Raw genomic sequence first — 24,749 nt, 5'->3', positions numbered from 1 at the left:
GTACTCCCTCTGATAGATCACTTCGCTTATGTTGGGCCAGCGATCGGGCCGATCTGAAATTGCAATCGCCGCGCTGCTGCGCGAACGGCGTCTAGTTGGGCTCATCTCCTACCGTCAGGAACCGTCCATGCGCGTAGAAGACCGGCGATCGGTCAGCGCGATCCAGCGCGACCCCCGAGACGATGCCGATGACGATCATGTGCGATGCCCGAACGATGATTTCGGCTACCCGGCACTCGAACATTGCCCGCGCGCCGACAAGCAAGGGCGCGCCGGTTCCGCCGCGCACCCATGATCCGGACGAGAACCGCGCCACGCCCTTGGCTTTGGTCATGCCGCCAAAGGCGCGCGCAACATTCTCCTGGTCGCCGGCCGGAAGATTGACGGAAAAGGGCACGCCTTCGCGAATGGCCGAGGCAAAGGTGCTGCTGCGGTTGACGCAGGCCAGCAGCGAAGGCGGCTCGGCGCTGAATGAGCAGACGGCTGTCGCCGTGATGCCGCAAAAGCCGATCTCGTCATGCTCCGCCGCGAGGATGGCGACCGAGCCCGCCACGGCCCGCATTGCCTGCTTGAAGGCTCGCGGATTGATGGCGTCGTGCCCATGCACCCATGGCGTCGGAATGGCGGCCGCCGGCATCAATTTACGCGAAGCCCGGCCTGGCGCATCAGCGGCAGCACGCGGTCACAGAAGAAGGGCAATTCGTAGGTGTAGTTGACGAATGTGAGGGCGGCGCCGGAATAGCCCTGGTCCATGATCTCAGTGAGATCGTCGACGATCTTTTCCGGTGTGCCGATGAGCGGGAACGTTCCAGCACCGCCGGCGAACCTTTGCCGATATTCGGTGAAGGCTTTTGCGTCATGCGAGTTCGCGAATTCCTTCTTCTTGCGCATATGCTCGTCGACCGCGCCCTCGTCCGCGCATTCAAGCGCGTAGTGCCGGTAATAATCCTCGGCTTCCTGCTGGGTCTCCCGGCAGACGACATGGCAAACCGTGTAGACGCCGACTTCGCGTCCGACTTCAGCCGCCCGGTTGGTGATGTCGACGACATGCGCGCGGCCATCTGCAATTTCGGAAAAAGTAGAAAAGAGGTAGTCGCAGTGGCGCGCCGCATAGTTGCGCCCCGGCGCGCCGAAAGCGGCGTTCATGGTCACCGGGCGCGGCGCCTGCAGGCTTGGCGGACGGCTGACGACCCCCTTCAGATCATAGAATTCGCCGCCAAAGTCGAACGGCTCCCTGGACTGGTAGGCACGCTCGATGATGTTGATCCATTCTTCGGCCTGATCGTAGGTCCGGTCGCCGACCGTCTGCCCGAACATGGCGAACTCGTCCGGGTTCCAGCCGCAGACAATGTTCAAGCCGGCACGCCCGTTAGAGATGTGGTCGACCGTCGCCAGCGCTTTTGCAGCCTGCAGCGGATGAACCAGCGGCACATGCACGGTCATGAACAGACCGATGTTCTCCGTGGCGACGGCGAGACCCGCCGCCCAGGTGAAAGTCTCGAACGACCACTCCCGCACATGCGTCAGACCGCCGAAGCCGCGCCAACGCGCGATCGGCAGCAGAAACTCCAGGCCGGCCCGATCGGCGATGCAGGCAGAATTGAGGTTGTCTTCCCAGCGGGCGCGCCAGCGCTCGGGAACGGTGGTCATTGCCAGGCCGCCATCGGCGTTCATCGAAAAGACGCCGAGCTTGAATCTGTTCGGCCCTTTCAGCGGATGCTGCTTTCTGATCATGATTTTCCCTGCCGCGGAATGCTCGCAGCTTCGTCGTCGAACTGTTGCAACGGCGGGCTCAGCTTCATGAAACGCTCCTCGGCGTTCTGAATGAAGTGGGTCATGCGGTCGTAAGCCGCGACGGCGTCGCGCTTGGCGAACGCCTCGTAGATTGCGCGCATGCCGGCCACGATGACGGCCTGCGTCGGCTGGTGCGACAGCGTCTTCAACCGGACGACGAGCACGTGATCGGCGAAACGGGCAATCGTTTGCGAAAGGCGGTCGTTCTCGACGGCGCCGAGCCAACAATTCCTGAATGCCGAATTGGCCTGGAAAAAGAGGGCGGCATCGCCGGCGGCGGCCGCTGCTTCTGCCTCCTGAAGCGCGGCTGCCAGCGTCTTGAGGCCAGCGGCGTCAAGTGTCCGTGTGGCGTGCGCGGCCGCCCGCGGTTCGAGCAGGCGGCGGACCTCGAAAATGTTGGCAATATCCGTCGCAGTAAGCGTGGGCAGCGTGAAGCCGCGCGTCGTGCCGACGAGATAGCCTTCATGCACCAACTGCATCAACGCGTCGCGGACAGGCATTCTGGAGATGCCGAGCTGGGCGGCAATATCGACATCGACGAGCTTCTGGCCAGGCGCCAGCTCGCCGCGCTGTATGGTCAGCCGGATCTGCTGATAGACCTGGGCACGCAGATTGCCCTCGCCAACCCGTTTGAACTCTATCGCTTCCGCCATCCACGCCTTCCCATGCGAAGATTTCGTATATGGTTACGGCTGTGTTCCCCCGGTCGTACCTTTTGAAATTCAGCCCGTCTCGGCTGGATTCGACCTATCAGCCCTGTCTCCGGCACAAGTGGAGCATAGGCTGGATCGTCTGGCAAGATATTTTAAGTCTATAATGTATACTGTTTTGATTTGGCTAACCGGTGGACGGCGGCGGAACGGCGCTGCCGCGATGGCGCGGTGACAGGCAATCGGCTGGGGCAAGGGCTCCCGCGATCCAGTCCGCCATGTCGATGGCCAACCGACCTGCTGGCGGTCCCAGCAGACGGTTCGTCGAAGCTCGCCCACGAGGCCGCTTCGGTTACTCTGCTCGTTGAGTCGATCGGGATCTAGGAGCCGGAGTCTCGCCCGGGCCGGCGGATGGCTCTCACCTTGCCGCTGTTTCCACCGCCGCAGAAAAACTGATCGCCGCCATCGGATTCGAGCCCTGACACGCCTGTTCCAGGCGGCATATCAAGCTTCTCCAGAACCTTTCCCGTCTCAGGATCTATCCGCCTGATGTCGCTCTCGTCACCTTCCCAGGTGCCGTGCCAGAGTTCGCCGTCGACCCAGGTGACCCCTGTGACGATACGGTTGGAATCGATCGTGCGAAGAATTGCCCCTGTCTGGGGATCGATCTGGTGGATTTTACGACCGCGATTCTGCCCCACCCAAAGTGTCCCTTCGGCCCAGGCGAGCCCGGAGTCGCCGCCGCCACCAGGGGCCGGGATCGTGGCGAGCACGCGGCCGGTCTTCGGATCGATCTTCTGGATGCGATCTTCGGCGATCTGGAACAGGTGCTGACCGTCGAAGGCCGTTCCTGCGTGGGCGGCGACATCGATCGAGCGCACCGTCTCACCGCTCGCGGGATCGAAGGCGTTCAGCCTGTCTCCCGACGCAAACCAGACGTGCTGACCGTCGAACGTAACCCCAGCCACCTGGTCGACACCCGGGAAGGGTCCATATTCGCGGAGGATTTCGGCTGCAGATCGTTCCATGGTTCTATCCTAGTAGCCCGACAGTGAACCGGGGAGTAACAAGATTGTCGGGAATCCCGGCACCGGTGGGGTCATCCAACGGCGCGCTCGCCCCCGACCGAACGACTGCACCTTGCCTGCTGCCGCAAGCTGCTCGAGCGATCGCTGAACGGTGCGCGAGCTGGCTCCGAGCGCAATCGCGAGCGCCGAGCTCGACCACGACTCGCCGTCGGCAAGGAAGGCGAGCATCCCCGCATGCTGCTCTTCGACGGGCGGCGCCAACACGACGATCTCGGGCGCGCGGCGCGGCTTAAGCGCAAAGCCTCGCTTGGTCGCGCTCAAATCCGCCAGCGACCGCAGTTCCACGCGAAGCCGCCCGATTTCGACTCGCAACCGGGCGCGATGCGATTCATCGGCGTGCTTGCCGCCGAAGGCGCGGGCGACGAGCGTGCTCCTCGGCACGTCTGCGGGCCAGGCTTCGCCCAGCGTGCGCGCAAGCGCGAACAAGACCGGGCGCGTCGCGAGCGAGACGATCATGCCGGCGCCCCGCACGACATTGCGGCACGCGTCCACGACGAGCGCCTCCGACGCCAGCAGCGCTTCGACCTCTTCAAGCAGAAGCGGGCGTTCCTCGCCACGCGCGATCAGGCGCGCCGCGGGCGTGTTCATCACGAGGGATGTGCCTTCGACCTCTGCCGTTAGTGCCGGGATATCCGCCTCGCGCGCGGCATGCTCGGCGCGAGCGAGCGCAGCGCGCGCCGCCCTGGTCTGGAGGCGTCGGATCGCGATTCCCGCAACCACCATCTCGTGGGCGGCCCTCGACGCGGGTGGGAACGGTGTGGGGTCGAACCCGGCGAGCCTGCGCTCGGCCTCGTCGAGGCGTCCTATCAGGAGCAGGCGCCGGACCTCGAGATTGAGCGCATGCGCGGCATTAACGTGGTCGCCGTGCTTTTCAAGCGTCGACCGCGCGGCGTCGAGTGCCTTCGCGGGCCAGCCCAGGTCGCGCGAGACGAGTGCGATCTCGGCTTCGGCGACGACGCACCTCGCGCGGGCCACGGCCTCTTTCGGACCGAAGGCGCGCGCAGCACTTTTGAGGAGAGCCTTTGCTCGAACGAAATCGCCGAGCTGCGCCATCGCAATGCCGCGCAGCGCGAGCGCAGGCGCATCGTCACGCAGAGCGACCCGCTTCAATGCGCCGAGGGGATCACCCGTCGCGAGGGCGCGCGCCGCAGCGGTGATCAGCGAGTCCATCGGAATCCCGTCACACTTGTAACTCTCACCATTCGATATCCGGTCCTAATCTATCTCAAGACCAACAGCCAGCGCGCCGCATGGAAAACGGTGCGAACGACGCAGGACATAGAGGAGAAGAACGATGCCGACACACAAGACCGGAACACGTGAGCAGTGGCTGGCAGCGCGGCTTGATCTGCTCGATGCGGAGAAGGAGCTCACGCGGCAAAGTGACGAGCTGGCGCAGCGGCGGCAAGAGCTGCCTTGGGTTCGGATCGACAAGGACTACCGATTTGAGACCGACGAAGGCAGCGCCTCACTGGCGGACCTTTTCAGGGGGCGCTCGCAGCTCCTCGTCTACCATTTCATGTTCGGGCCCGACTACACGGCGGGGTGTCCGGCCTGCTCGGCGATCACGGACGGGTTCGACGGCTTCGTCGTCCACCTCGCCAACCACGATGTCACGCTTTCGGCGGTATCGCGGGCACCGCTCGCGAAGCTGCAGGCGTACAAGCGGCGGATGGGATGGACTTTCCCTTGGGCGTCCTCGCACGGCAGCGACTTCAATTTCGACTTCGACGTTTCGTTCACCGAGGAGCAGCAGCGCGAGGAGGGCATCGAATACAACTATGTGCGCGAGACGCCTCTCGCCGAGATACCCTCGCGCACGACTGCCGACGGCTCCGCGACGTTCGCTGCGATGAGCGGGACAGACACGGCCACCTACACGCGCGAGAGGCCGGGCATGAGCACGTTCGTGCTCGAGGACGGCGTCGTCTACCACGCCTATTCCACCTATGCGCGCGGATTGGACGGCCTCTGGGGCATGTATCAGTGGCTCGACCGCGCGCCTCGAGGGCGCAACGAGAAGGGCGTCTGGTGGCGGCGCCACGACGAGTACGGCCAGGGCTGACGTCTCGATGACACTCCACCCCGACCACGCGCTGAAGACGCCGCCCGCACGCAGCGGATCTGCCGCTTTCCCAAGCGACAACGTCGCCGCCCGCGGCGCGGCCGACTGGCTGTCCCTGGCCGCCGCGCCAACATTCGCAATCATGGCGCTGCTGACGGCCGTTACCGGTGATGCGGACATGGTCTGCACGGCTGCGGAAGATGCCTCGCCGCTGAGCGGAATGGTCATCATGTACTTGCTGATGAGCGCCTTCCATTCGGCGCCTTGGCTGAAGCTGGTTGCCAGCCGACGAAGCGCTGTCCGCCGGCCGTGATCCGGCGTTCGCCGGATCAAACGGCAACTAGAGCAATTCCAGGAAAAGTGTGAAACGGTTTTCCGTCCGGAATTGCGCAAAAACAAAGAGATAGAGCGGTTCGGCGTTTCCCTGGAACGATGAACCGATCTAGCGCGCGACCTCGCGTAGCCCTACGTGGCGATGTTGGCCTCGCCTGCATGACGCATCATGCGGCGAAAGCTCATTGAGATATGAGCGCGTCTTATGTGCCCGATGGACTCCCAGTCGCCGATTTCGGCGGCGGCAAGGACCTCTTCCATTTCGCGACGGAACGCAGTGAACTCCTCGACAAGGCCCAACTGCGGCATCAACGTCAGCACGACGCGCGCGACTTGAAAATACAGGCGCTCGCTGATCTCACGCAGCGGCTGGTTACCGGTCATCGCCGTGAGCTCATAGAAAAAATCCATGTTGAGGCGCAGGAAAGCGCGCTGGTCGGGATTGAGCACATCGGAATCGCAGCGCGCGATGAGCGCCCGGATCCGGTCGAGGTCGTCCGCCGTGCGCGGGATCGGTGAAAGCTTGCCGACGAGGAGCGCCAGTTCCAGGCGCAAGTGATAGACCTGCTGCAATTCCTCGATGTCGACGTCGGTGACGATCGTGCCGACGCCATGGACTGACTGAACCAGCCCCTCGGATTCGAGGCGCGCCAGGACACGCCGAACCGGCGTGCGGCTGATCTGGAATTCCTGGGCAAGTTCTTCCTCGGAGAGATGGCTACCCGGCGCGTAGTCGAGCAGGCAGATGCGGTCGCGCAGTATCCGGTAGATACGCTCGAACCGCTCCCGCGCCGAGAGCGGGCGCGTCGGCGCGGCGGTCACGGCTATGGGCGTGGCATCTGTCTCAAGCGTCATCCAGCCTCCAGGACAGCGTGCAGGAACTGCCGTGTCCGCTCGTTCTTGGGAGCGCCGAACAACTCGGCTGGCGGCCCCTGCTCGCAGATCTTGCCCGCATGGAAGAAGCAGACGCGATCGGAGAACTCCTTGGCAAATCCCATCTGGTGGGTGACCATCAGCATGGTGAGGTCATGTTCCCTACCGAGTTTTCGGATAACTTCAAGCACTTCGCCGACGAGCTCGGGGTCGAGTGCCGAGGTCACTTCGTCGAACAGCATGATCTTGGGCCGCATGGCGCAAGCGCGGGCGATGGCGACACGCTGCTGCTGGCCGCCGGAAAGCTGCGAGGGATAGTGGTCCTTCTTCTCCGACAAGCCGACCATGTCGAGCAGTTCGGCCGCACGCGCCTCGGCATCGGCCCGCTTCATGCCGAGCACGGTTATCGGGGCCTCGATGCAGTTCTGCATCGCCGTCATGTGCGGGAACAGATTGAACGACTGGAACACCATGCCGATCTTGGCGCGGATCTTGCGAATGTGTGCGAGATCGGCGGGAACAAGCTTGCCGTTCCTCTCCATGTGGGTGAGCGGCTGGCCTTCGACCCAGATGACCCCGTCATTGATCGTCTCCAGCGTCATCAGCATGCGCAGCACCGTGGTCTTGCCGGAACCCGACGGGCCGATGATGGAGACCTTCTCGCCGCGTGCTATTTCGAGGTTGAGTCCGTCGAGAACGGTCAGCGCGCCGTAGCGCTTCGAGACATTGTCGAAGCGGACCATCGGTTGTTCTGTCATCGCATGGTCCTCCGGTTGAGCAGGCGTTCCAGGGAGCGGATGAGCACGGCCGAAACCAGGCTCATGGCAAGGAAGAACAGGCCGACCAGCGTCATCGGCTCGGTGTAGCGGAAAGTATCGGAGCCGATGATCTTGGCGGTCTGCATCAGTTCCATCACGGCGATCGCGGAAAGCAATGGCGTCTCCTTGAACAAGGCGACCAGATAGTTGCCGAGCGCCGGAACGATCGGCGGAATCGCCTGCGGGATGATGATGTCGCGGAATGTCGTCCAGGACGACAGATTGAGCGCGATCGAGGCTTCCCACTGACCGCGATGGATGTTGTCGAAACCGGCGCGATAAACCTCGGAACAATAGGCAGCGTAGTGGATGCCGATGGCAAGCACCCCGGCGGTGAAGGCATCGAGCACGACACCGAATTTCGGAAAGACGAAATAGAGAAAGAATATCTGGATCAGCAGCGGGGTAGAACGGATCAGCTCGACCAGCACCGAAATCGTCCAGCCGGTCCAAGGCACGGCAATGCGGACGACCGCCAGCACCAGGCCAAGCGAGGCGGCAAGCGCAAAGCCGATCAGCGTCGCTTCGATGGAGACGATGGCGGCGCGGGCGAGCACCGGCAGGATTTCAAAAGCAAATGCCCAATCCCAGATCATGCTGCCTTCCCCCGCGCCAGCCCAAGCGAAGCTCGCCTTTCGAGAAGCCGCATGCCGATGGTCACAACCAGCGACATTGCCAAATACATCAGCAGGACGAGGGTGAAGATCGGAATGGTCTTGAACGTATTCTGGTTCATCTGCTGCGCCTTGAAAGCGAGGTCCGAGAGCGTGATCAGCGAGACCAGCGCTGTCGATTTCAAAAGCTCGATGAACAAATTGCCCCAAGGTGGGATCATGGCGACGAAAGCCTGTGGCAGTATGATCCGGCGCAGCATCTGGGGGCGGCTCATGTTCAGCGCAGTGCACGCCTCCCACTGTCCGCGAGCGACGGACTGGATCGCGCCGCGCACGACTTCCGATCCGTAAGCACCAACGTTCAGGCCGAGCGCCAGAACGGCAACCAGAAATGCGTTGAGGGTGACACCGAATTGCGGCAGCACGAAAAACAACCAGAACAATTGCACCAGCGCCGACGTGCCGCGGAAAATCTCAACATAGACCGTGGCCAGCCATCTGAGCGGCGCCGGGCCGTACATCCGCGCCAGCGCTGCCAGCACGCCCATGACAATTGCCAGCAGGCTGCCGAGGATGGCGATCTCGATCGTCAGGACCGCGCCTTGCAGCAGCCCCGGTAGAAACAGGCTATAGGCTTCCTGCGTAGCCAAGGCGGCGATCACGCCAAGCGCGACGATCAGCAGGGTGACAAGGGTACGGATTCCCATGCGATTCCCCTAGAAAAAAGGGCGGCGCTTTCGCGCCGCCAGCAGTTGGGAACCTACTCGCCCGCGCAAAGCTGCGCGGTGGTCTTGTTGGGGAGATAGTCCTTGCCGAAGCCGAGCGGCTCGACCAGCGCGATGTGCTCCGGTGAACCGAGGAACGTCTTCAGCTCGGCGTTGAACGCCTCCTGCAGATCGGTATCTTCCTTGCGGAAGCCGAAGCCGCCATGGCCTTTCACCGACTTGCCGGCAACCTCGCCGAACGGCTTGGTCGATTCGACGCCGTCGGCCTTCTTGGCCATGTCGGCGATCGAAAGGGCGGTCAGTGCGGCAGCGTCCGCGCGGCCAGCCTGAACAGCGGCCACAAGGCTGGACTGGTCGGGCAAAGCGACAATCTGCCCTGCGGCGACGCCGGCGTCCTTGGCATAGCCGCCCTCGACGGCGCCGGCCATCACGGCGAGCTTGAGATCCGGATTGTCCTTGATGCTGGAATAATCCTTCACGCCCTTCGGATTGCCTTTTGCCACCAGCATGGCCTGACCGATGCCGTAGGACGGCTCGGAGAAATTGATCTCGGCGCAGCGCTTCGGATTGATGAACATGCCAGCGGCGATGATGTCGAAGCGGCCGGCCTTGAGACCCGGAATGAGCGAACCGAATTCGGTGAGCACGCCGTCGACCTGCGCGATACCCATCTTGGCGAGCACCGCCTTGGCGACTTCCGGCGCCTCGCCGGTCAGCTTGCCGTCAGGCGTGGCGAAACCAAACGGCGCCTCGTTGGCGAAGCCGACGCGGATGTAGCCGTCCTTCTTGGCCCGTTCGAGAGTGGTTTCCGCATGAGCGGGCAATGACGCCAATGACGTGGCGGCGAGCGCGAGGCAGGCGGCGGCTTTGACGACCATCCGGCGCGATATCGATGATTTGAACATGCTTTTCTCCCATTGAACAACTGATGAATGGTTCCCAGGGCGCAGCCTTCTTCGAGGTCGACACCCGCCTGATAAGACGTATACAACTGCCCTAGACATTGCGCAAGTGAAGATATAAAAACGCTAGAAATTCGGCGATAATTTGCAGTCAAACGACAAATTATTGTCTAGTTGTGCACAATTTAGGCAAGTTGCCCGTGTGAAAAGGGCAAAACAGCGCATCCGTAAAGGCAGGATTTCGGTGGCGAGCGCGAGCGGTTTCGGGACATTCACGCAAGCGGACTATACGCAGCGCCTAACTGGCGTGAAGAGACGCATGGAGAAAGCCGGCTTCGACCTCATCGTCTGTCAGGATCCCGCCAATATGTGCTGGCTGACCGGTTATGACGGATGGTCGTTCTACGTTCCGCAGTGCGTCCTCGTCCATCTGGAAGAGGACCGGCCGATCTGGTTCGGCAGGGCGCAGGACGCCAGGAGCGCACGCCTGACCACCGGCCTGCCGGAGAAAAACATCGTGCCGTTCTCGGAACGGCTGGTGCAGCAGCCCGTCGAACACCCCTATGACGAACTCGCCCAGCTGATCCGATCGCGTGGCTGGGGAAAGGCCTGCATCGGCGTCGAGATGGACGCGCATTATTACACCGCGCGCTGCCACGCCCATCTCGTCAGCGGGCTGCCTGACGCGCACTTCGCCAACAACCATGATCTCGTCAACTGGGCGCGACTGGTCAAATCCGAAGCCGAGCTGGTGCTGATCCGCGAGGCCGGTGCGATCTGCACGCACGCCATGAACCGCGCCATCGAAAAGATGCGACCTGGCGTGCCTCAGAACCATGTCATTGCGGAAATCTATCACGCGCAGATCATGGGCGTGCCCGGAGCGGGCGGCGACTATGCTGCAATCTGTCCGCTGATGCCCGTCGGCGAGGGCACCAGCACGCCGCATCTGACGTGGTCCGATGCGCCGTTGCCGGACAGCGGCCTCGCCATTCTGGAGATCGCCGGGGTGCGGCGGCGCTATCATGCGGCGCTGACGCGGACCGTGCATTTCGGCAAGCCGCCGCAAGCTATCCTCGACATGGCTAAGGCGATCGTCGAGGGCGTCGACGCCGGCCTTGAGAAGGCGCGCCCCGGCACCACCGCCGAAGAGGTGGAAGCCGCCTGGCAGGCGGTCCTGCGGAGGAATGGGCTGAAGAAGGAAAGCCGCGTCGGCTATCCGGTCGGGCTCGCCTACCCGCCCGATTGGGGCGAGCGCACCGCAAGTCTCCGTCCCGGCGACACCACCCAGATGCAGTCCGGGATGTGCTTCCATTTCATGGCCGGCGTTTGGCTCGACGATTTCGGCATCGCCATCTCGGAATCCTTCGTTGTCACGGATCGCGGCGGCGAACGCCTCTGCGATGTGGCGCGCGAACTCATCGTCATCGACTGACCATGAGGACGGGAACCCGGAACTGACGAAAGATCATGCCGGCAACGAAACCGGCACCCAGCACGAGGACGCCTGATGGACCGTAATCCGTTTTCCGAAGCCGAAATCGCCGGCCGCCTTGCCAAGGTCCGCACGGCGCTGGCCGAGCGTGAGTTCGACGCGGCGGTCTTTGCGTCGCCGGAGAACGTCTTCTACCTCACCGGGCTCGATCACTGGGGTTATTTTGCCCCTCACCTGCTGATCGTCCCGCTCGAAGGAAAACCTGTTCTGGTCACCCGCTCGATGGAAAAGGTGACGATCGAGAAACAGGTGACCGCAGCGGAATTCCGCGGCCATTCCGACAGCGAAACGGCGGCCGATCTTGCCGCGCGCGTGCTTGCGGAACTCGGCCTGTCCGGCGAGCGGATCGGCCTCGAATACTGGACGGCTGGCCTAAGCCATGGGCTTGCCATCGCACTCCAAACGCAGGCTGATGCCAGATGGAGCGATGTCTCCGGTCTGGTCGACAAAATGCGGCGGGTGAAGAGCGCCGAGGAACAGGCGCTGATGCGTCAGGCGGCACAAGTGACTGACGCTGCCGCCGGCGCCGCGATCGCGGCGATCTCGGACGGCGCCTCCGAACAAGAGGTCGCGGCCCAATGCGTTGCGGCGATGATCCGCGCCGGCGGTCATGCTCCGGGCTTCGGCCCGTTCATCCGCCCGGCCGCGCGCCTGGGCGAAGAGCATACGACCTGGGGTGACGGGATCTATCGCAAGGGCGAGCCGGTCTTCGTCGAACTGTCCGGCTGCATCTCGCGATATCACGCACCGCTCGGCCGGCTCGTTCGCATCGGCCACATCAGCGACGAAGATGCCGCGATGGCGGAAGTGACCGCCAAGGCCTTCAACGCGGTCGTCGAGGCGCTGCGGCCCGGCGCCAGAGCGCGCGACGTCTATGCCGCCTGGCAAGCCGTCGCCGACGATGCCGGTCTTTCCCACTATCGCCGCCATCACTGCGGCTACCTGGTCGGCGCCGGACAGCCGCCATCATGGACCGGCGGCAATTCGGTGACCGGCTTGAGGCACGATTCCGATCTCGAGATCGAGATGGGGATGAGCTTTCACATCCTGTCGTGGCTGATGGGCACCGGTCGCGGCGATGACTTCGTCTCCAACACGGTCCTTCTGACCGATGCGGGCGCCGAAGTGCTCACCCGCACGCCGGCCGGCCCGATCGTTCGATAGGCCCGCACGCATGGCGCGCTACTCGGCATTCTCGATTTTCCGCAACGCGCTGTCAGGCCAGAAGAACTGGCAGCGCGCCTGGCGGGCAGCGGAGCCAAAACCGTCCTACGACGTGATCGTCATCGGCGGCGGTGGTCACGGCCTCGCTACCGCGTTCTACCTCGCCGAGAACCACGGCATCCGCAATGTCGTTGTTCTCGAAAAGGGCTATATCGGCGGCGGCAATGTCGGCCGCAACACCACCGTCATCCGCTCCAACTACCTGCTCGACGGCAACACCCAGTTCTACGAATTCTCGATGAAGCTCTGGGAGAACATGTCGCGGGCGCTGAATTTCAACGTCATGTTCTCGCAGCGCGGCCAGCTCGTCACGGCGCATTCGGCCGACCAGCTCGATAGCTTTAGCCACCGCGCCAACATCATGCGGCTGAACGGCATCGATGCCGATATCCTCGACCGCGACGAGGTGCGACGTCTGGTGCCCTATCTCGACTTTTCCGACACCGCCCGCTTTCCGATCCATGGCGCTATCTTCCAGGGCCGGGCGGGCACGGCGCGCCACGACGCCGTCGCCTGGGGCTATGCCCGCGCCGCCGACGGCCATGGCGTCGACATCATCCAGAACTGCGAGGTGACAGGTTTCCTCCGCGACGGCGACAGGATCGTCGGCGTCGAAACGACGAAAGGCCGGATCGGCGCCAACAAGGTCGGCCTCGCTGTTGCCGGTCATACATCCGTGCTCGGTGCCAAGGCCGGCCTGGAACTGCCGATCGAAAGCCACGTCCTGCAGGCCTTTGTCACCGAACCGCTGAAGCCGTTGGTAGACCAAGTCGTCGCCTATGGCGCCGACCATTTCTACGTCAGCCAGTCGGACAAGGGCGGGCTGGTCTTCGGCGGCAATCTCGACGGCTACAATTCCTACGCCCAGCGCGGCAATCTCGGCGTCGTGCGCGAAGTGGCGGAGGCGGCGATTGCGCTGATGCCATGCATTTCGCGCGTCCGTCTGCTGCGCCATTGGGGCGGCGTCATGGACATGACACCCGATGCCAGCCCGATCATCTGCCCGACGCCGATCGAGGGTCTCTATCTCAACGGCGGCTGGTGCTATGGCGGCTTCAAGGCGACGCCGGCTTCCGGTTGGTGCTTCGCGCACACGATCGCCACCGGCAAGCCGCACCCCTTGATCGCGGCCTACGGGCTCGATCGTTTCCGCACCGGCCACACGCTCGATGAGGCTGGCGCCGGCCCTTCCGCTTGGCTGCAATAGGAGGCGCAAGACAATGCTGCGCATCGAATGCCCCTGCTGCGGTCTGCGCGACCATGACGAGTTCCGCTACGGCGGCGATGCTTCCGTCACACGTCCGGCCCATGACGATCCCGATCCGGAGGCCTGGTACCGTTACGTTTATACCAGAGCAAACCCGGCCGGCCTGCATCGCGAATTCTGGCAGCACGTGACCGGCTGCCGCCAGTGGCTGATGGTCGAACGCGACACGCGCAACCACGTCATCGCATCCGTCGACTTCGCCCGGAAATTGTCGGCCAGGAAATCACCCGCCAGGAAACCATCGGCCAGGAAATCACCAGCATGAGTTCGAACCATAAGCGGCTGTCGATGGGTGGCCGTATCGACCGCGAGCAGCCGATCGATTTTACCTTCGACGGCCGCAAGCTGGCTGGATGTCGCGGCGACACGCTGGCGTCCGCGCTGCTCGCCAACGGCGTCACCCTGGTCGGGCGCAGCTTCAAATATCATCGTCCACGCGGCATTTTTTCCGCCGGGCCGGAGGAGCCGAACGCGCTGGCTACGCAGGGAATCGCAGGCAGGCGCGAGCCGAACCTGCCAGCGACGACGCTGGAACTTACAAACGGCATGGTCGCGGAGAGCCAGAGCCGCTGGCCCTCGCTTGCCTTTGACGTGCAAAGCGCCAACGGCCTGCTGGCGCCGTTCCTTTCGGCCGGCTTCTACTACAAGACCTTCATGGGCCCGACGCGCCGTGCCTGGATGTTCTACGAGCATTTTATCCGCAAGGCGGCCGGGCTGGGCAGAGCCGGCACCGACCCTGACCCCGACCGTTACGAGGTTCGTCATGCGTTTGCCGATGTCGCGATCATCGGCGGCGGTCCGGCGGGATTGTCGGCGGCGCGTGCTGCCGCGGCCGCCGGCGCGCGGGTCGCGCTGATCGAGCAGGATTTCCTGCTCGGCGGCCAACTCCTGGCGGAACCGTCCGACAGCGCGGCGGCCGCATGGTTGAGACAGACCGAAGCCGAGCTGGAGAGCTCCGAAACCGTCGCCTTGATGAAGCGGACGACCGCTTTCGGTATCTATGACGGCAATGTCATCGGACTGGTCGAGCAACGCGACCCAACCAATCGCCAGCCGGTCGGCGAGGCGCGGCAGACGTTCACCATGCTTCGCGCCCGCTCGATCGTTTTCGCCACCGGCGCCATCGAGCGACCAATGGTATTCTCGAACAACGACCGGCCCGGCGTCATGCTTGCCTCGGCCGCCCGGACCTATCTCAACCGTTTCGCCGTCCTGCCCGGCAAAAAAATCATCGTCGCCACCAGCAATGACGGCGCCTGGCGCACCGCCTTCGACCTTGCCGCAGCCGGCGCAGAGGTGACGGTTGCCGATCTGCGCGCATCACCTCCTGCAGCACTTGTCGCGGAGGCCGCACAGTTCGGCGTGGTTGTGCGGGCCGCAACGCACATCGTCGACCTGCGCGGCGGCCATGCCGTCAGGCGTGCAACGCTCAACGGGCCGGACGGCCAATCCGAGGCCGCCTGCGACCTGGTCTGCGTGTCCGGCGGCTGGTCGCCGACCGTGCATCTCACCTCGCATCTGGGCATCAAACCTGCCTACCGCGACGACATCGGCGGCTTCGTGCCGGGCGCGTTTGCGGCGGACCGGTTCGGCGCCGGCTCGATGATGGGAGCTTATTCGACCGCCGGTGCCATCGAGGACGGTCACCGCGCCGGCACCCAGGCGGCATCGTTTTGCGGCAAGTCGGGACCGGCGCCCACTCCATCGAAACTCGATCTTGGCGAGACCGCCGCAGCCCCGCTTCGCGAGGTCCTGCCCGCTGGGCGTGGAAAGGCCTTCGTCGATTTCCAGATGGACGTGACGACCGGGGATATCGAGCTCGCCCATCGCGAGGGCTATGAATCGGTCGAGCACCTGAAGCGCTACACCACCCTCGGCATGGGCACCGACCAGGGCAAGACCAGCAATTTTCCGGCGCTTGCCGCGATGGCGGCCTTACGCAACGCAACGATCCCCGAGACCGGCGCCACGACCTTTCGACCGCCCTACACGCCGGTCGCCATCGGAGCGCTCGCCGGACGTGCCATCGGCCATCATTTCAAGCCGATCCGCCGCACGCCGATGCACGACTGGCACATGACGAATGGCGCCGAGATGCTGGCGGTCGGGCTCTGGATGCGGCCCTATTTCTATAAGCAGTCCGGACGTGACGTGAACGAAGCCTACGTCGCCGAAATGCGGAATGCGCGCCAGGCCGCGGGCCTGATGGACATTTCCACCCTCGGCAAGATCGACGTCCAGGGCCCGGATGCCGCGATTTTCCTGGATCGCGTCTACGCCAACGGCTTTGCCAAACTGCCGGTCGGCCGCGCCCGCTACGGCGTCATGCTGCGCGACGACGGCATCGTCTTCGACGACGGCACCACGACGCGGCTGGCGGAGAACCGGTTCTTCATGACCACCTCGACCGCCAAGGCCGCCGATGTGCTGTCGCGTCTGGAATTCCTGCTCGACACGGCTTGGCCGGATTTGCGCGTAGCCGTGACCTCGGTGAGCGACGAATGGGCGGCGATGTCGGTTGCCGGACCGAAAAGCCGCGCAATTCTGAGTGCGGCGTTTCCCGCTCTCGACGTTTCCGACGCGGCACTTGCGCATATGGGGTTGCTCGAAAGCGAATGGCAAGGCCGTGCGCTCCGCATCCTGCGTCTCAGTTATTCCGGCGAGCGCGCCTACGAAATCTATGTCGGCGCAACCGCCGGTGAACAGCTTTGGAGCCGCCTGCTCGAAGCGGGCAGAGCATTTGACCTGAAGCCTTACGGCGTCGAGGCGCTCGGTGCGCTGCGCGTCGAAAAGGGCCATGTCGCCGGACCTGAAATCGATGGGCGCACGACGCTCGACGATCTTGGCCTCGGCCGCATGGCCGGCAAGCGCACCGGCTTCGTCGGCGACGTGTTGCGACGACGCCCCGCCTTCCAGGCGCCAGACCGGCAGCGCCTGGTCGGGCTGGAATGCATCGAGGCGGGGAAACGCCTGCGCGGTGGCGCCATCCTGTTCCTGCCGGGTGAGAAACCTTACGGCCACGGGCGCGGCCGCGTGACCTCCGTCACCTTCAGCCCTGAACGCGGTCGCTATGTCGGGCTGGCCTTGCTTGCTGGCGATGTCGCTAGCGAAGGAAGCGAGATCGTGGCCGTCTATCCGATGAAGACCGAAACGGTGCGCGCCCGCATCGTCTCGCCGGTATTTCTCGATCCGCAGGGAGAGCGGCTACATGGCTAGCCCGGATTTCAGCCTGTCCGTGGCCGATTGCCCGCTCATCCAGGTCGAGGGCTGGGACGGCACGCTGGGGCAATTCGAATCGAGCCTCTCGACGTCGCTCGGCACCAAGCTTCCTGCCTCGGTTGGAGAGACTGTTCGCCACAAGGGTTTCCTTGTCATCCGCGTTACCCCTCGCCGTTTCTGGCTGGCTCTTGACGACGGCGCGCAGGCACCTTCGCTTGCCGTCGACCCGGATCTCGGCTGTTCAGTTTCTCTCGACGAAGGTCGCGTGCGTTTCAGAATGGCTGGGGCTGACATCGCGCGGGTTCTCTCCAAATGCATCGCCGTCGACTGGCGCGCGCCGGCGGCCGCCCCGGGCCGGGCCGTGCTGACGTCCTTGCATCATGTGCCCGTGCTTTTCCTGCGCACCGGTGAGACCGCGTGCGAACTCATGGTGCCGCGAAGCTTTTCGCGAAGCCTCTCGGACTGGATTGCTGACGCCGCGGGGTAGGGAAAGGACCAGGCGCGAACCCTCCCCTCAGGAGCCACTCCACGGTCTCGCTCCTTGGATGATCTCTTGGGCACGCACGGCAAAGCGGCCGGCGAGAGGCCACTTCCCGGCGGCATCGGCCGACGCCGCGCTGCCTGCGCGCGCCCGGTCGGCGATGCCGACGAAGATCACCGCGAAACGGAACAGCGAAAAAACCAGATGGAAGCGTTCCAGGGGCGCAGTGGGCACGGCATGCGCGAAATAATGGTCGAGAAATTCGCGCTGGCTGGGGATGCCGAGCGCGGCATGATCGAGGCCGAGGATGCCGCCATACTCGTCCGGGGTCGAATGCCAGGTCATCGAGCAAAAGCCGAGATCGGCGAGCGGATGGCCGATCGTCGACAGCTCCCAATCGAGAATGCCGATCACCTCCGGCTTGTCGGGATGGAACAGCAGATTTCCGAGGCGGAAGTCGCCATGGGCGATCGACACGCGTCCATCATCCGCGGGCAGGTGCTGCGGCAGCCAGTCGGCGACCACTTCGAGTGCCGGAATTCTGTCACTCGGCGATTCCCTGAGCTGCTTGGTCCAGCGGCCAATCTGGCGCTCGAAATAGTTGCCGGGCCGGCCGTAGTCGCCGAGACCGACCTCGTCGGGACGGACAGCATGCAATTTGGCCATCGCTTCGGCCATGCCGAAATAGATGCCGCGTTGCTGCGCGGGCGAAAGGCCGGGCAACGAACAGTCGTGGAAGACGCGACCATCCAGCCGCTCCATCAGGTAGAAGGGCGTGCCGAGCGGCTCGACACCGTCATGATAGAGCACCGGCCCGGGCACCGGCACATCGGTCGGTGCAAGCGCTTCAAGCACGCGGAATTCGCGGTCGACGGCATGCGCCCCGCGCAGGATCGGCCCGGCCGGCTTCTTGCGCAGCACCATGCGATGCGCACCATAGTCGACGAAGTAGGTTGGGTTGGACTGTCCGCCGCCAATCCGCTCAAGCGTCATGGCGGCGTCGCCGAAGCGGTTCGAGAGAAAAGCCTTCAATGCCGCAGGATCGAAATCCGCATTCGACGGCTGCGCCATCTTTTCCTCCTGAGATGCCACCGCGCGTCGCTTACGCCTCGCCTTCGACCGTCCAGCGCCAGAAGCCTCTCTCTTCCTCGTTGAGGAAACGGTTCAGCACCATCTTGTGGACCTCATCGGCACCGTCGACCAGCCGCGCCTGGCGAGCATAGCGGTAGATCCATTCGAGCACCGTGTCCTTGGAATAGCCACGCGCGCCATTGATCTGGATCGCCACATCGGCTGCGTCATGCAGCACATTGGCGACCTGGATCTTGGCCATCGATACTTCCTTGCGGGCAAAGCCGCCGCGGTCCAGCTCCCACGCAGCCTTCATCACCAGGATGCGGCCGATCTCGATGCGCATGGCGAGGTCACCGAGCTTCAGCTGGACGCTTTCGCGGTCGGCGAGGCGCTGGCCGAAACCATAGCGCTCGGCGGCGTAGGCGCGCGCGATCTCAACGCAGCGCTTGGACAGTCCGAGCCATCGCATGCAGTGGGTAAGCCGCGCTGGGCCGAGCCGCACCTGCGTCACCTTCATGCCCCTACCCTCGCCGACCAGCATGTCGTCGACAGGGATTTCGAGCCCATCGAACTCCAGCTCGCAATGCCCGCCATGCTCCTCCGGGCCCATGATCTCGATGCGGCGCATGATACGCCAGCCTGGCTGGTCCTTGTGGAACATCAGGGCCGACAGACCATGGCGCGGGTCGTCCGAGGTTCGCGCGATCAAAATGAAATGGCTGGCCTCCTCAGCGCCGGTGATGAACCATTTGCGGCCGGTCACGACATATTTGTCGCCGCGCCGCTCCGCACGCGTCATGATCATCGAAGGATCCGAGCCGCCGCCGGGGTGCGGTTCGGTCATGGCAAAGGCCGAGCGCACCTTGCCCTCGACAATCGGCTTCAGCCATTTTTCCTTTTGCGCTGGCGTGCCGAGCGCCTCCAGAACCATCATGTTGCCATCGTCGGGCGCTGCCGAATTGAACACCACGGGTCCGAAAATCGACCGGTTCATCTCCTCGTAGCAGACCGCCATGTCCATCTTGCCGAGACCGGCGCCGCCGGTTTCGGGCTTGAGTTGCAGGCACCACAGGCCCGCCATCCGCGCCTTGGCGCGAAGCCCCTCCAGCAGCGGCAAGGCGATATTTCCATGCGCGTCATAGGACGTCTTGTCGGCTTCGAGCGGCAGGATCTCACGCTCGACGAAGTCGGCAATGCGGACGCGGTAATCTTCCGTGCGAGTGGGAATATCGAAATTCATGGGCAAACTCTCAGCGATGAAACGAGGTGGCCGCCATGGTCTAGGAATCGAGCAAGCGCTCGTTTCCTTATTCGCCTCTATCCCCTTTTGCCGCCGCCGTCATCCGGCGAAGCGTGGTTCCGCAACGCCTTTGATGCCAAGGCCGGTTATTGCGAACAGGCTGCCGCAGCGCCACCCCGGCCGGTGTCGACGCGGGCGAAAGTGCGCCGGTTGCTGGCAGCACCAGTCGCGATGTCATAGTCATAAGCCCAGATCTCGCGATCCGCCTCAGAACGCGACCTTGTCGCCGCCCTTCAATGACAGGATCTCGCGCGCCTCGTCGGGCGTCGCCACCTCCATGCCGAGGCCTTCGATGATCTTGCGGGCAAGCACCACCTGTTCGACGTTCGATTTGGCAAGCTTACCCTTGCCGGCCCATAGGCTGTCCTCCAGGCCAACCCTGATGTTGCCGCCAAGGGCCGCCGACTGCGCGGCAATGCGAAGCTGGCTGGCGCCGGCACCGAGCACCGACCAGCGGAACTGGTCGCCGAACAGCCGGTCGGCGGTGCGCTTCATATGGGCGACGTCTTCAGGATGCGTGCCGATGCCGCCGAGCAGCCCGAATACCGACTGCACGAAGAACGGTGGCTTCACCAGCCCACGGTCGGCAAAGTGCGAGAGATTGTAGAGATGGGCAATGTCGTAGCACTCGAACTCGAAGCGCGTGCCGTTGTCGTAGCAGGTCGCAAGAATGTATTCGATGTCTTTGAACGAATTGCGGAAGACCAGGTCGCGCGTCGCTTCCAGATGCGGCTTTTCCCAGTCGAACTTGAAGGTCTCGTATTTGTCCGCGAGGTGATAGAGCCCGAAATTGATCGAGCCCATGTTGAGCGACGCGACTTCCGGCTTGAACTCAGCGGCTGGGCGCACGCGCTCCTCGACCTTCATGTAGGGGCTGCCGCCAGTGGTGATGTTAATGGCGGCGTTGGTGCCTTGCTTGACGCGCGGCAGGAAACGCGCGAACGCCTCCGGCGTCTGGTCGGGCTTGCCGGTCTCAGGGTCGCGGGCATGCAGGTGCAGGATCGCGGCACCCGCCTCTGCCGCCGCGATCGCCTCGGACGCGATCTGGTCCGGCGTGATCGGCAGATAGGGCGACATGGTCGGCGTGTGGATCGCCCCCGTCACTGCACAAGTGATGATAACCTTGCCCTTGGCCTGCTGAGCGCTGGGCTTGCGGTTCGTTTCCGTCATCGTCCGAACTCCTGATCCGATTTTCTCTTGTGCGCCGCCAGCGCCATCAGCCGGCGGTCGCGCCACACCTGCCGTTCGCCGAGCTCTTCCCGCGGCAGCCGCTTGCGGCGGTCGGCCTCTACTGTCTCGATGACCTCGCCGGCCCAGTCGACGCGGCGCAGCGTCTGCGGAAAAATGTTGGCATAGATCGTCTGATAGCGCTCGACATAGTCGCGCACGCCGCCCGGTGCATTGAGGTCGATCGTCTCGAACGGACCCATGAACGACCAGCGTAGCGCCAGCCCGTCGCGAATGCCGATATCGACGTCCTCGACGCTGGCATAGCCGTCGGCGACAAGGCGAAAAGCCTCCTCCAGCAGCGCGCCCTGCAGGCGGTTCATGATGAAGCCGTCGAGCTCGTGCTTCATCACCAGCGGCGCGTGGCCTGCGGCGACGAGTAAGGCGCGGGTCCTTTCGACCGTTTCGGGCGAGGTCCATGGCGCCGGCACGATTTCCGCAGCCGGAATGAGATAGGGCGGATTGATCGGATGCACGACCAGGCAGCGGTGCCGCCCTTGCAGATGATCGGTGAATTTCGACGGCAGCAGCGCCGAGGTGGAACTGGCGATCACCGCTTGCGGACCGGCCAACGCATCAATCAGAGAGAACACCTCGCGCTTCACGTCGAGGCTTTCGGGCGTGTTCTCCTGGATATGGACCGCATCGGCCAGCGCCTCTTCCAGCTCCGCAACGACGGCGATGCGGCCACGCACGGCATCGATTGCCTGTCCGCGCAGCAGATCGTTCGCGGCGAGGTCACCCAGCACGCCGGCGACGTAATCATGCGCACCGCCCGCCGCGGCCGGCGACTGATCCCACATCCGCACATCGTGGCCGGCGCGGGCGAAGCTGATCGCCCAGGCCCGTCCGATGAACCCGCTGCCGACAATTGCGACCTTTGTCATGATCGGTTCCTCAAAGCGTTTCGACGTTGCCGTCGACGCCGAGCGACTGGCCGGAAATGTTGATCCCCGCATTGGACAGCAGGAAGGCGACCATCGAGGCGACGTCATAAGGGCTGGTCATGCGGCGCAGCGAGATGTTCTGGAGATAGCGCTCCGTCATCGCCTCATTCGACACACCGAGCTGCTTGGCCCGGTCGGCGATGACCTTGTCGATGCGTGGTCCCTCGATGATGCCGGGCAGGATGGCGTTGACCCTTATGCCGTGCGGCCCGAGTTCCTTGGCGAGGCTCTGCGTGAAACCGATGACGCCAAACTTGGCCGCCGAATAGGGTGTGCGGAAAGCGTAGCCGTAGCGGCCGGCCGCCGACGACATCGAGACGATCGAGCCGCCGCCCGCCGCCTTGATCAGCGGCACGGCACGTCGGGCGCAGAGGAACTGGCCGGTCAGGCAGATGTCGATGCAGCGCCGCCACTCCGCCGGATCGATCTCATCGACGCCGCCGGTCGGCCCGGCAACGCCGGCATTGTTGATCAGCGCGTCGAGGCCGCCGAGCTTTTCCTTGACGGTCTCGAACAGCCGGTCGACGTCGTCTTCGCGCGAGACATCGGCCTTGACCGCGGCGACGAGCGCTATCCTGTCCGGAGCAGCGGCCAGCGCCTCGTCGGAGACGTCGCAAACGACGATGCGCGCGCCGAGCCGCGACAACGTGTCGGCAATGGCAAAGCCTATACCGCCGGCGCCTGCCGTCACCAGCACGCGCTGCCCCTTCAACCCGGTCAGAAAATCGTCCGCCGATGACGGTGCCCCTTTACTCATCGCCGTCGCGCTCATCGTGTTGTCCTTTCTCATTGCAGCCGCCGTTCGCGCAGCGCCATGACAGCGCCCAGAACGACCAAGCCGTACAGAATTGCCCTTGTGGCATAGGGCAGCTGAAATAGTGGCGAAAGCATTGCCCGCTGGTGGCTAGGCGAGCAAAGGCAGCTGCTCGGGCACGCCAGACTTTCGAATTTCCGGTAAGCCGCCCTGGGTTTGCATTGATCTCCACGACCAAGCCATGGCGCTGGCTTGCTCGCGTAGCCCCTAAGGCCGTCCTGGGGGCTGCTCCTGCGGAAATTTGTTTTCGTCTATGATTGCCACGGCCTGCTCGATGCTGTCTCTCACCTCGAAACCGATCCAATGTCCGTCCATCAGATGCGTTTGCCTCCCGCAGGCGAGGAAATAGCTCCCGGCCTGCTGCGCAACAAAGTTGAGTTGCCTCCTCTCATTGATTTTAATCCCCTCTGGCGGATCGGTGTACACCCCCCAGATCGCATCCTCGGCCGTCAACTTCACGGGCATCTCTGACTGAGCGTAGACCCTGGTCAGCATCAGGCTGTGCCGGAAAGACGAGGAGCCATTGATGAACTCGATCTTTACCGACCATTCTGCTGGCACGACGATGGTAAGATTGCCGCCCCAGTAACCGTTGAAGTCGATAATGTCGGTCCGGATGTTGTCCCTGCGATACCGCTCGACTTGGTTCCAATCGGCAACAATCTCTATGGCCACTGTCTCGGCTGCAGGATCGTTCTTGATCCAGCTCGGGACGAAAGGCTCCCCAGCCAGTGCAATTCCAGGCAAAAATCCCAAGGCAACGGCGAGAAGGGCGAGGTGAGCAAAGCGCGCCATCGCAATCAGAGGCTCCTCCCGAGCGGGGCGGCCGAGCGCAAGCGACCGCCAATCGAAGTCGACCTGGCTTGTTCCCTAAGGAAGAGAATACGCTTGAAATGGCATCCACACCAGCAAACCCAGAGTGCGCTATCGTCAGCCGTCAGAAACAACGCCATTGCTGCTATATCATCGGGATGCGCGTTGGAATTGCCTGCAGTGCGTCAGTGCGAGAGCGACGGGCGATTCCGTAATGTGAAGTTTCTGCTTCAGCTGTTGCGAAGGGTCTGTTGCGCAATTCGCCACGCCTGCTCCACATGTCGCCGGGCCGCGGCTTCGGCGTCATCGCCGTTGCGCGACTTGATGGCGTTCATGATGTCGGTCATTTCGGCAATTGCGGCATCGCGGCGGTCCACCGAAGCGATTGTCATGGAGCGCAGCTGGTTGATGCGGACGTTCAGACCCTGGACGATCTCCCAGGCGATGCGCTTGTCGGCGGCATCGAAAAGCACTTCATAGAATTTTGTCGTCGCCCGCATCACCTCGATCGGATTGGCTGAGGCCCACGCCGTGAGCAGCACATCGAATGCGCGCTCAAGCGCGGCGATCTGGTCCTCAGTCGCCGTCAGCGCGCAGGCGCGCGCCGCGATGCCCTCCATCAAAGCGCGGAGTTCATAAATCTCATCGGTGCGGCTGAGATCCGGCCTGGCCACCGCGGGTCCGTGGCCTGGTATCATCTGAACAAGGCCCTCAGTCTCCAACTGCCGCAGAACTTCGCGCACCACCGAGCGACTGACGCCGAGCTGGTCGCAAAGCGGCCGCTCGACCAGCCGTTCGCCGGGCTGGAAGTGAAACCCCATGATCGCGTCGCGCATGCGCTCCAGCGCCAGCGTTCTCAGCGTCTTGGTAGATCGTTCGATCCTCAGTGTGTCGTCGGCCAATTCATCTACTCCCAGCATCTGCAAACAAACAGATTCGACGATCCGTTGACAAGGGATTTGGTCTTCAATAGTATGGTATACCATAAGATGACCGTGGCGGAAGGGAGCTTTTCCGGATGCCTCG

At 63.6% G+C, this 24,749-nt stretch carries 25 protein-coding genes; 8 read left to right on the top strand and 17 right to left on the bottom strand.

All coding sequences use genetic code 11. The features are described 5' to 3' along the window. Nucleotides 1-91 precede the first annotated feature (91 nt). The 5 genes from RPG13_RS11715 to RPG13_RS11695 form a co-directional block, all read right to left on the bottom strand. Nucleotides 92-637 carry a flavin reductase family protein gene (locus RPG13_RS11715; RefSeq protein ID WP_337125061.1) on the bottom strand — a complete coding sequence of 182 codons (546 nt, stop codon included), beginning with the start codon at nucleotides 635-637 and terminating at the stop codon, nucleotides 92-94. Next, nucleotides 637-1,731 (bottom strand): LLM class flavin-dependent oxidoreductase, encoded by a 1,095-nt coding sequence (locus RPG13_RS11710; RefSeq protein ID WP_029355082.1) that lies wholly within the window; start codon nucleotides 1,729-1,731, stop codon nucleotides 637-639. Before RPG13_RS11710 ends, RPG13_RS11715 begins: the two co-directional genes overlap by 1 nt. Next, a complete protein-coding gene (locus RPG13_RS11705; protein ID WP_185928186.1) occupies nucleotides 1,731-2,447 on the bottom strand; it encodes a GntR family transcriptional regulator in 717 nt (238 codons plus the stop codon). Before RPG13_RS11705 ends, RPG13_RS11710 begins: the two co-directional genes overlap by 1 nt. Before the next feature lie 377 nt (nucleotides 2,448-2,824). Then, nucleotides 2,825-3,472 carry a Vgb family protein gene (locus RPG13_RS11700; RefSeq protein ID WP_292622319.1) on the bottom strand — a complete coding sequence of 216 codons (648 nt, stop codon included), beginning with the start codon at nucleotides 3,470-3,472 and terminating at the stop codon, nucleotides 2,825-2,827. A 9-nt stretch (nucleotides 3,473-3,481) separates the two neighbouring features. Beyond that, nucleotides 3,482-4,702, bottom strand: coding sequence for a helix-turn-helix domain-containing protein (locus RPG13_RS11695; RefSeq protein ID WP_095483723.1), 1,221 nt, complete (start codon nucleotides 4,700-4,702; stop codon nucleotides 3,482-3,484). A 124-nt stretch (nucleotides 4,703-4,826) separates the two neighbouring features. Between RPG13_RS11695 and RPG13_RS11690 the strand changes: the two genes are divergently transcribed. Next, complete coding sequence (locus RPG13_RS11690; RefSeq protein WP_095483722.1) at nucleotides 4,827-5,597, top strand: DUF899 domain-containing protein; 771 nt, start codon at nucleotides 4,827-4,829, stop codon at nucleotides 5,595-5,597. Nucleotides 5,598-5,604: 7 nt separating this feature from the next. Then, nucleotides 5,605-5,910: a hypothetical protein gene (locus tag RPG13_RS11685; protein ID WP_245458099.1), complete on the top strand. Its 306-nt coding sequence runs from the start codon at nucleotides 5,605-5,607 to the stop codon at nucleotides 5,908-5,910. Nucleotides 5,911-6,062: 152 nt separating this feature from the next. Here the strand turns inward: RPG13_RS11685 and RPG13_RS11680 are convergent, their stop codons facing one another. The 5 genes from RPG13_RS11680 to ehuB are packed head-to-tail and all read right to left on the bottom strand — an operon-like array spanning nucleotide 6,063 to nucleotide 9,865. Then, a complete protein-coding gene (locus RPG13_RS11680) occupies nucleotides 6,063-6,785 on the bottom strand; it encodes a GntR family transcriptional regulator (protein WP_337125060.1) in 723 nt (240 codons plus the stop codon). After that, entirely contained in the window at nucleotides 6,782-7,561 is a 780-nt protein-coding gene (gene ehuA, locus RPG13_RS11675) for an ectoine/hydroxyectoine ABC transporter ATP-binding protein EhuA (protein WP_095483719.1), read from the bottom strand. The genes RPG13_RS11680 and ehuA overlap by 4 nt, the downstream gene beginning before the upstream one ends. Next, a complete protein-coding gene (gene ehuD, locus RPG13_RS11670; RefSeq protein WP_095483718.1) occupies nucleotides 7,558-8,217 on the bottom strand; it encodes an ectoine/hydroxyectoine ABC transporter permease subunit EhuD in 660 nt (219 codons plus the stop codon). The genes ehuA and ehuD overlap by 4 nt, the downstream gene beginning before the upstream one ends. Then, complete coding sequence (gene ehuC, locus RPG13_RS11665; protein ID WP_095483717.1) at nucleotides 8,214-8,942, bottom strand: ectoine/hydroxyectoine ABC transporter permease subunit EhuC; 729 nt, start codon at nucleotides 8,940-8,942, stop codon at nucleotides 8,214-8,216. Before ehuC ends, ehuD begins: the two co-directional genes overlap by 4 nt. 53 nt (nucleotides 8,943-8,995) lie before the next feature. Then, the gene (gene ehuB, locus RPG13_RS11660; RefSeq protein WP_095483716.1) at nucleotides 8,996-9,865 is read right to left on the bottom strand and encodes an ectoine/hydroxyectoine ABC transporter substrate-binding protein EhuB; all 870 of its coding nucleotides are present in this window, start codon (nucleotides 9,863-9,865) and stop codon (nucleotides 8,996-8,998) included. Between the two features lie 199 nt (nucleotides 9,866-10,064). Between ehuB and RPG13_RS11655 the strand changes: the two genes are divergently transcribed. The 6 genes from RPG13_RS11655 (at nucleotide 10,065) to RPG13_RS11630 (ending at nucleotide 17,554) form a co-directional block, all read left to right on the top strand. Beyond that, on the top strand, nucleotides 10,065-11,297 hold the full coding sequence (locus RPG13_RS11655) for a M24 family metallopeptidase (protein ID WP_337125059.1): 1,233 nt from the start codon (nucleotides 10,065-10,067) through the stop codon (nucleotides 11,295-11,297). Nucleotides 11,298-11,372: 75 nt separating this feature from the next. Further along, nucleotides 11,373-12,521, top strand: a complete 1,149-nt coding sequence (locus tag RPG13_RS11650; RefSeq protein WP_337125058.1) for a M24 family metallopeptidase — start codon at nucleotides 11,373-11,375, stop codon at nucleotides 12,519-12,521. 10 nt (nucleotides 12,522-12,531) lie between these two features. Continuing rightward, nucleotides 12,532-13,788: a sarcosine oxidase subunit beta family protein gene (locus RPG13_RS11645; RefSeq protein WP_337125057.1), complete on the top strand. Its 1,257-nt coding sequence runs from the start codon at nucleotides 12,532-12,534 to the stop codon at nucleotides 13,786-13,788. Nucleotides 13,789-13,801: 13 nt separating this feature from the next. Continuing rightward, a complete protein-coding gene (locus RPG13_RS11640; protein WP_292713584.1) occupies nucleotides 13,802-14,113 on the top strand; it encodes a sarcosine oxidase subunit delta in 312 nt (103 codons plus the stop codon). Continuing rightward, nucleotides 14,110-17,064 (top strand): sarcosine oxidase subunit alpha family protein, encoded by a 2,955-nt coding sequence (locus tag RPG13_RS11635; RefSeq protein WP_337125056.1) that lies wholly within the window; start codon nucleotides 14,110-14,112, stop codon nucleotides 17,062-17,064. The genes RPG13_RS11640 and RPG13_RS11635 overlap by 4 nt, the downstream gene beginning before the upstream one ends. Next, nucleotides 17,057-17,554, top strand: coding sequence for a sarcosine oxidase subunit gamma family protein (locus RPG13_RS11630; RefSeq protein WP_337125055.1), 498 nt, complete (start codon nucleotides 17,057-17,059; stop codon nucleotides 17,552-17,554). The genes RPG13_RS11635 and RPG13_RS11630 overlap by 8 nt, the downstream gene beginning before the upstream one ends. 27 nt (nucleotides 17,555-17,581) lie before the next feature. Here the strand turns inward: RPG13_RS11630 and RPG13_RS11625 are convergent, their stop codons facing one another. From RPG13_RS11625 to RPG13_RS11595, 7 genes are all read right to left on the bottom strand, one after another. Next, nucleotides 17,582-18,619, bottom strand: a complete 1,038-nt coding sequence (locus RPG13_RS11625; protein WP_337125054.1) for a phosphotransferase family protein — start codon at nucleotides 18,617-18,619, stop codon at nucleotides 17,582-17,584. Nucleotides 18,620-18,650: 31 nt separating this feature from the next. Then, complete coding sequence (locus tag RPG13_RS11620) at nucleotides 18,651-19,862, bottom strand: acyl-CoA dehydrogenase family protein (protein WP_337125053.1); 1,212 nt, start codon at nucleotides 19,860-19,862, stop codon at nucleotides 18,651-18,653. 267 nt (nucleotides 19,863-20,129) lie between these two features. Next, complete coding sequence (locus tag RPG13_RS11615; RefSeq protein ID WP_292219307.1) at nucleotides 20,130-21,092, bottom strand: 3-keto-5-aminohexanoate cleavage protein; 963 nt, start codon at nucleotides 21,090-21,092, stop codon at nucleotides 20,130-20,132. Further along, nucleotides 21,089-22,036, bottom strand: a complete 948-nt coding sequence (locus tag RPG13_RS11610; RefSeq protein WP_128241247.1) for a 3-hydroxyacyl-CoA dehydrogenase — start codon at nucleotides 22,034-22,036, stop codon at nucleotides 21,089-21,091. Before RPG13_RS11610 ends, RPG13_RS11615 begins: the two co-directional genes overlap by 4 nt. A 10-nt stretch (nucleotides 22,037-22,046) precedes the next feature. Further along, complete coding sequence (locus tag RPG13_RS11605; RefSeq protein WP_095483997.1) at nucleotides 22,047-22,853, bottom strand: SDR family oxidoreductase; 807 nt, start codon at nucleotides 22,851-22,853, stop codon at nucleotides 22,047-22,049. Nucleotides 22,854-23,117: 264 nt separating this feature from the next. Beyond that, nucleotides 23,118-23,705 carry a sulfocyanin-like copper-binding protein gene (locus tag RPG13_RS11600; RefSeq protein WP_245461590.1) on the bottom strand — a complete coding sequence of 196 codons (588 nt, stop codon included), beginning with the start codon at nucleotides 23,703-23,705 and terminating at the stop codon, nucleotides 23,118-23,120. 248 nt (nucleotides 23,706-23,953) lie between these two features. Continuing rightward, nucleotides 23,954-24,625 (bottom strand): GntR family transcriptional regulator, encoded by a 672-nt coding sequence (locus tag RPG13_RS11595; protein ID WP_095483705.1) that lies wholly within the window; start codon nucleotides 24,623-24,625, stop codon nucleotides 23,954-23,956. Nucleotides 24,626-24,749 lie beyond the last annotated feature (124 nt).

This window comes from Mesorhizobium sp. ISC15, from assembly GCF_037162615.1.
Lineage (GTDB): Bacteria > Pseudomonadota > Alphaproteobacteria > Rhizobiales > Rhizobiaceae > Mesorhizobium > Mesorhizobium mediterraneum.
This window is presented reverse-complemented; position numbering and strand designations above follow the sequence as displayed.

Excerpts from the sequence above, each read along its gene's own strand:
- RPG13_RS11680 (WP_337125060.1), bottom strand. The coding sequence starts at position 6,785 with ATGACGCTTGAGACAGATGCCACGCCCATAGCCGTGACCGCCGCGCCG.
- RPG13_RS11695 (WP_095483723.1), bottom strand. The coding sequence starts at position 4,702 with ATGGACTCGCTGATCACCGCTGCGGCGCGCGCCCTCGCGACGGGTGAT.
- ehuA (WP_095483719.1), bottom strand. The coding sequence starts at position 7,561 with ATGACAGAACAACCGATGGTCCGCTTCGACAATGTCTCGAAGCGCTAC.
- RPG13_RS11645 (WP_337125057.1), top strand. The coding sequence starts at position 12,532 with ATGGCGCGCTACTCGGCATTCTCGATTTTCCGCAACGCGCTGTCAGGC.
- RPG13_RS11610 (WP_128241247.1), bottom strand. The coding sequence starts at position 22,036 with ATGACAAAGGTCGCAATTGTCGGCAGCGGGTTCATCGGACGGGCCTGG.
- RPG13_RS11690 (WP_095483722.1), top strand. The coding sequence starts at position 4,827 with ATGCCGACACACAAGACCGGAACACGTGAGCAGTGGCTGGCAGCGCGG.
- RPG13_RS11605 (WP_095483997.1), bottom strand. The coding sequence starts at position 22,853 with ATGAGTAAAGGGGCACCGTCATCGGCGGACGATTTTCTGACCGGGTTG.
- RPG13_RS11615 (WP_292219307.1), bottom strand. The coding sequence starts at position 21,092 with ATGACGGAAACGAACCGCAAGCCCAGCGCTCAGCAGGCCAAGGGCAAG.
- ehuD (WP_095483718.1), bottom strand. The coding sequence starts at position 8,217 with ATGATCTGGGATTGGGCATTTGCTTTTGAAATCCTGCCGGTGCTCGCC.
- ehuC (WP_095483717.1), bottom strand. The coding sequence starts at position 8,942 with ATGGGAATCCGTACCCTTGTCACCCTGCTGATCGTCGCGCTTGGCGTG.
- RPG13_RS11600 (WP_245461590.1), bottom strand. The coding sequence starts at position 23,705 with ATGGCGCGCTTTGCTCACCTCGCCCTTCTCGCCGTTGCCTTGGGATTT.
- RPG13_RS11700 (WP_292622319.1), bottom strand. The coding sequence starts at position 3,472 with ATGGAACGATCTGCAGCCGAAATCCTCCGCGAATATGGACCCTTCCCG.
- RPG13_RS11685 (WP_245458099.1), top strand. The coding sequence starts at position 5,605 with ATGACACTCCACCCCGACCACGCGCTGAAGACGCCGCCCGCACGCAGC.
- RPG13_RS11715 (WP_337125061.1), bottom strand. The coding sequence starts at position 637 with ATGCCGGCGGCCGCCATTCCGACGCCATGGGTGCATGGGCACGACGCC.
- RPG13_RS11705 (WP_185928186.1), bottom strand. The coding sequence starts at position 2,447 with ATGGCGGAAGCGATAGAGTTCAAACGGGTTGGCGAGGGCAATCTGCGT.
- RPG13_RS11640 (WP_292713584.1), top strand. The coding sequence starts at position 13,802 with ATGCTGCGCATCGAATGCCCCTGCTGCGGTCTGCGCGACCATGACGAG.
- RPG13_RS11650 (WP_337125058.1), top strand. The coding sequence starts at position 11,373 with ATGGACCGTAATCCGTTTTCCGAAGCCGAAATCGCCGGCCGCCTTGCC.
- RPG13_RS11630 (WP_337125055.1), top strand. The coding sequence starts at position 17,057 with ATGGCTAGCCCGGATTTCAGCCTGTCCGTGGCCGATTGCCCGCTCATC.
- RPG13_RS11635 (WP_337125056.1), top strand. The coding sequence starts at position 14,110 with ATGAGTTCGAACCATAAGCGGCTGTCGATGGGTGGCCGTATCGACCGC.
- RPG13_RS11625 (WP_337125054.1), bottom strand. The coding sequence starts at position 18,619 with ATGGCGCAGCCGTCGAATGCGGATTTCGATCCTGCGGCATTGAAGGCT.
- RPG13_RS11620 (WP_337125053.1), bottom strand. The coding sequence starts at position 19,862 with ATGAATTTCGATATTCCCACTCGCACGGAAGATTACCGCGTCCGCATT.
- ehuB (WP_095483716.1), bottom strand. The coding sequence starts at position 9,865 with ATGTTCAAATCATCGATATCGCGCCGGATGGTCGTCAAAGCCGCCGCC.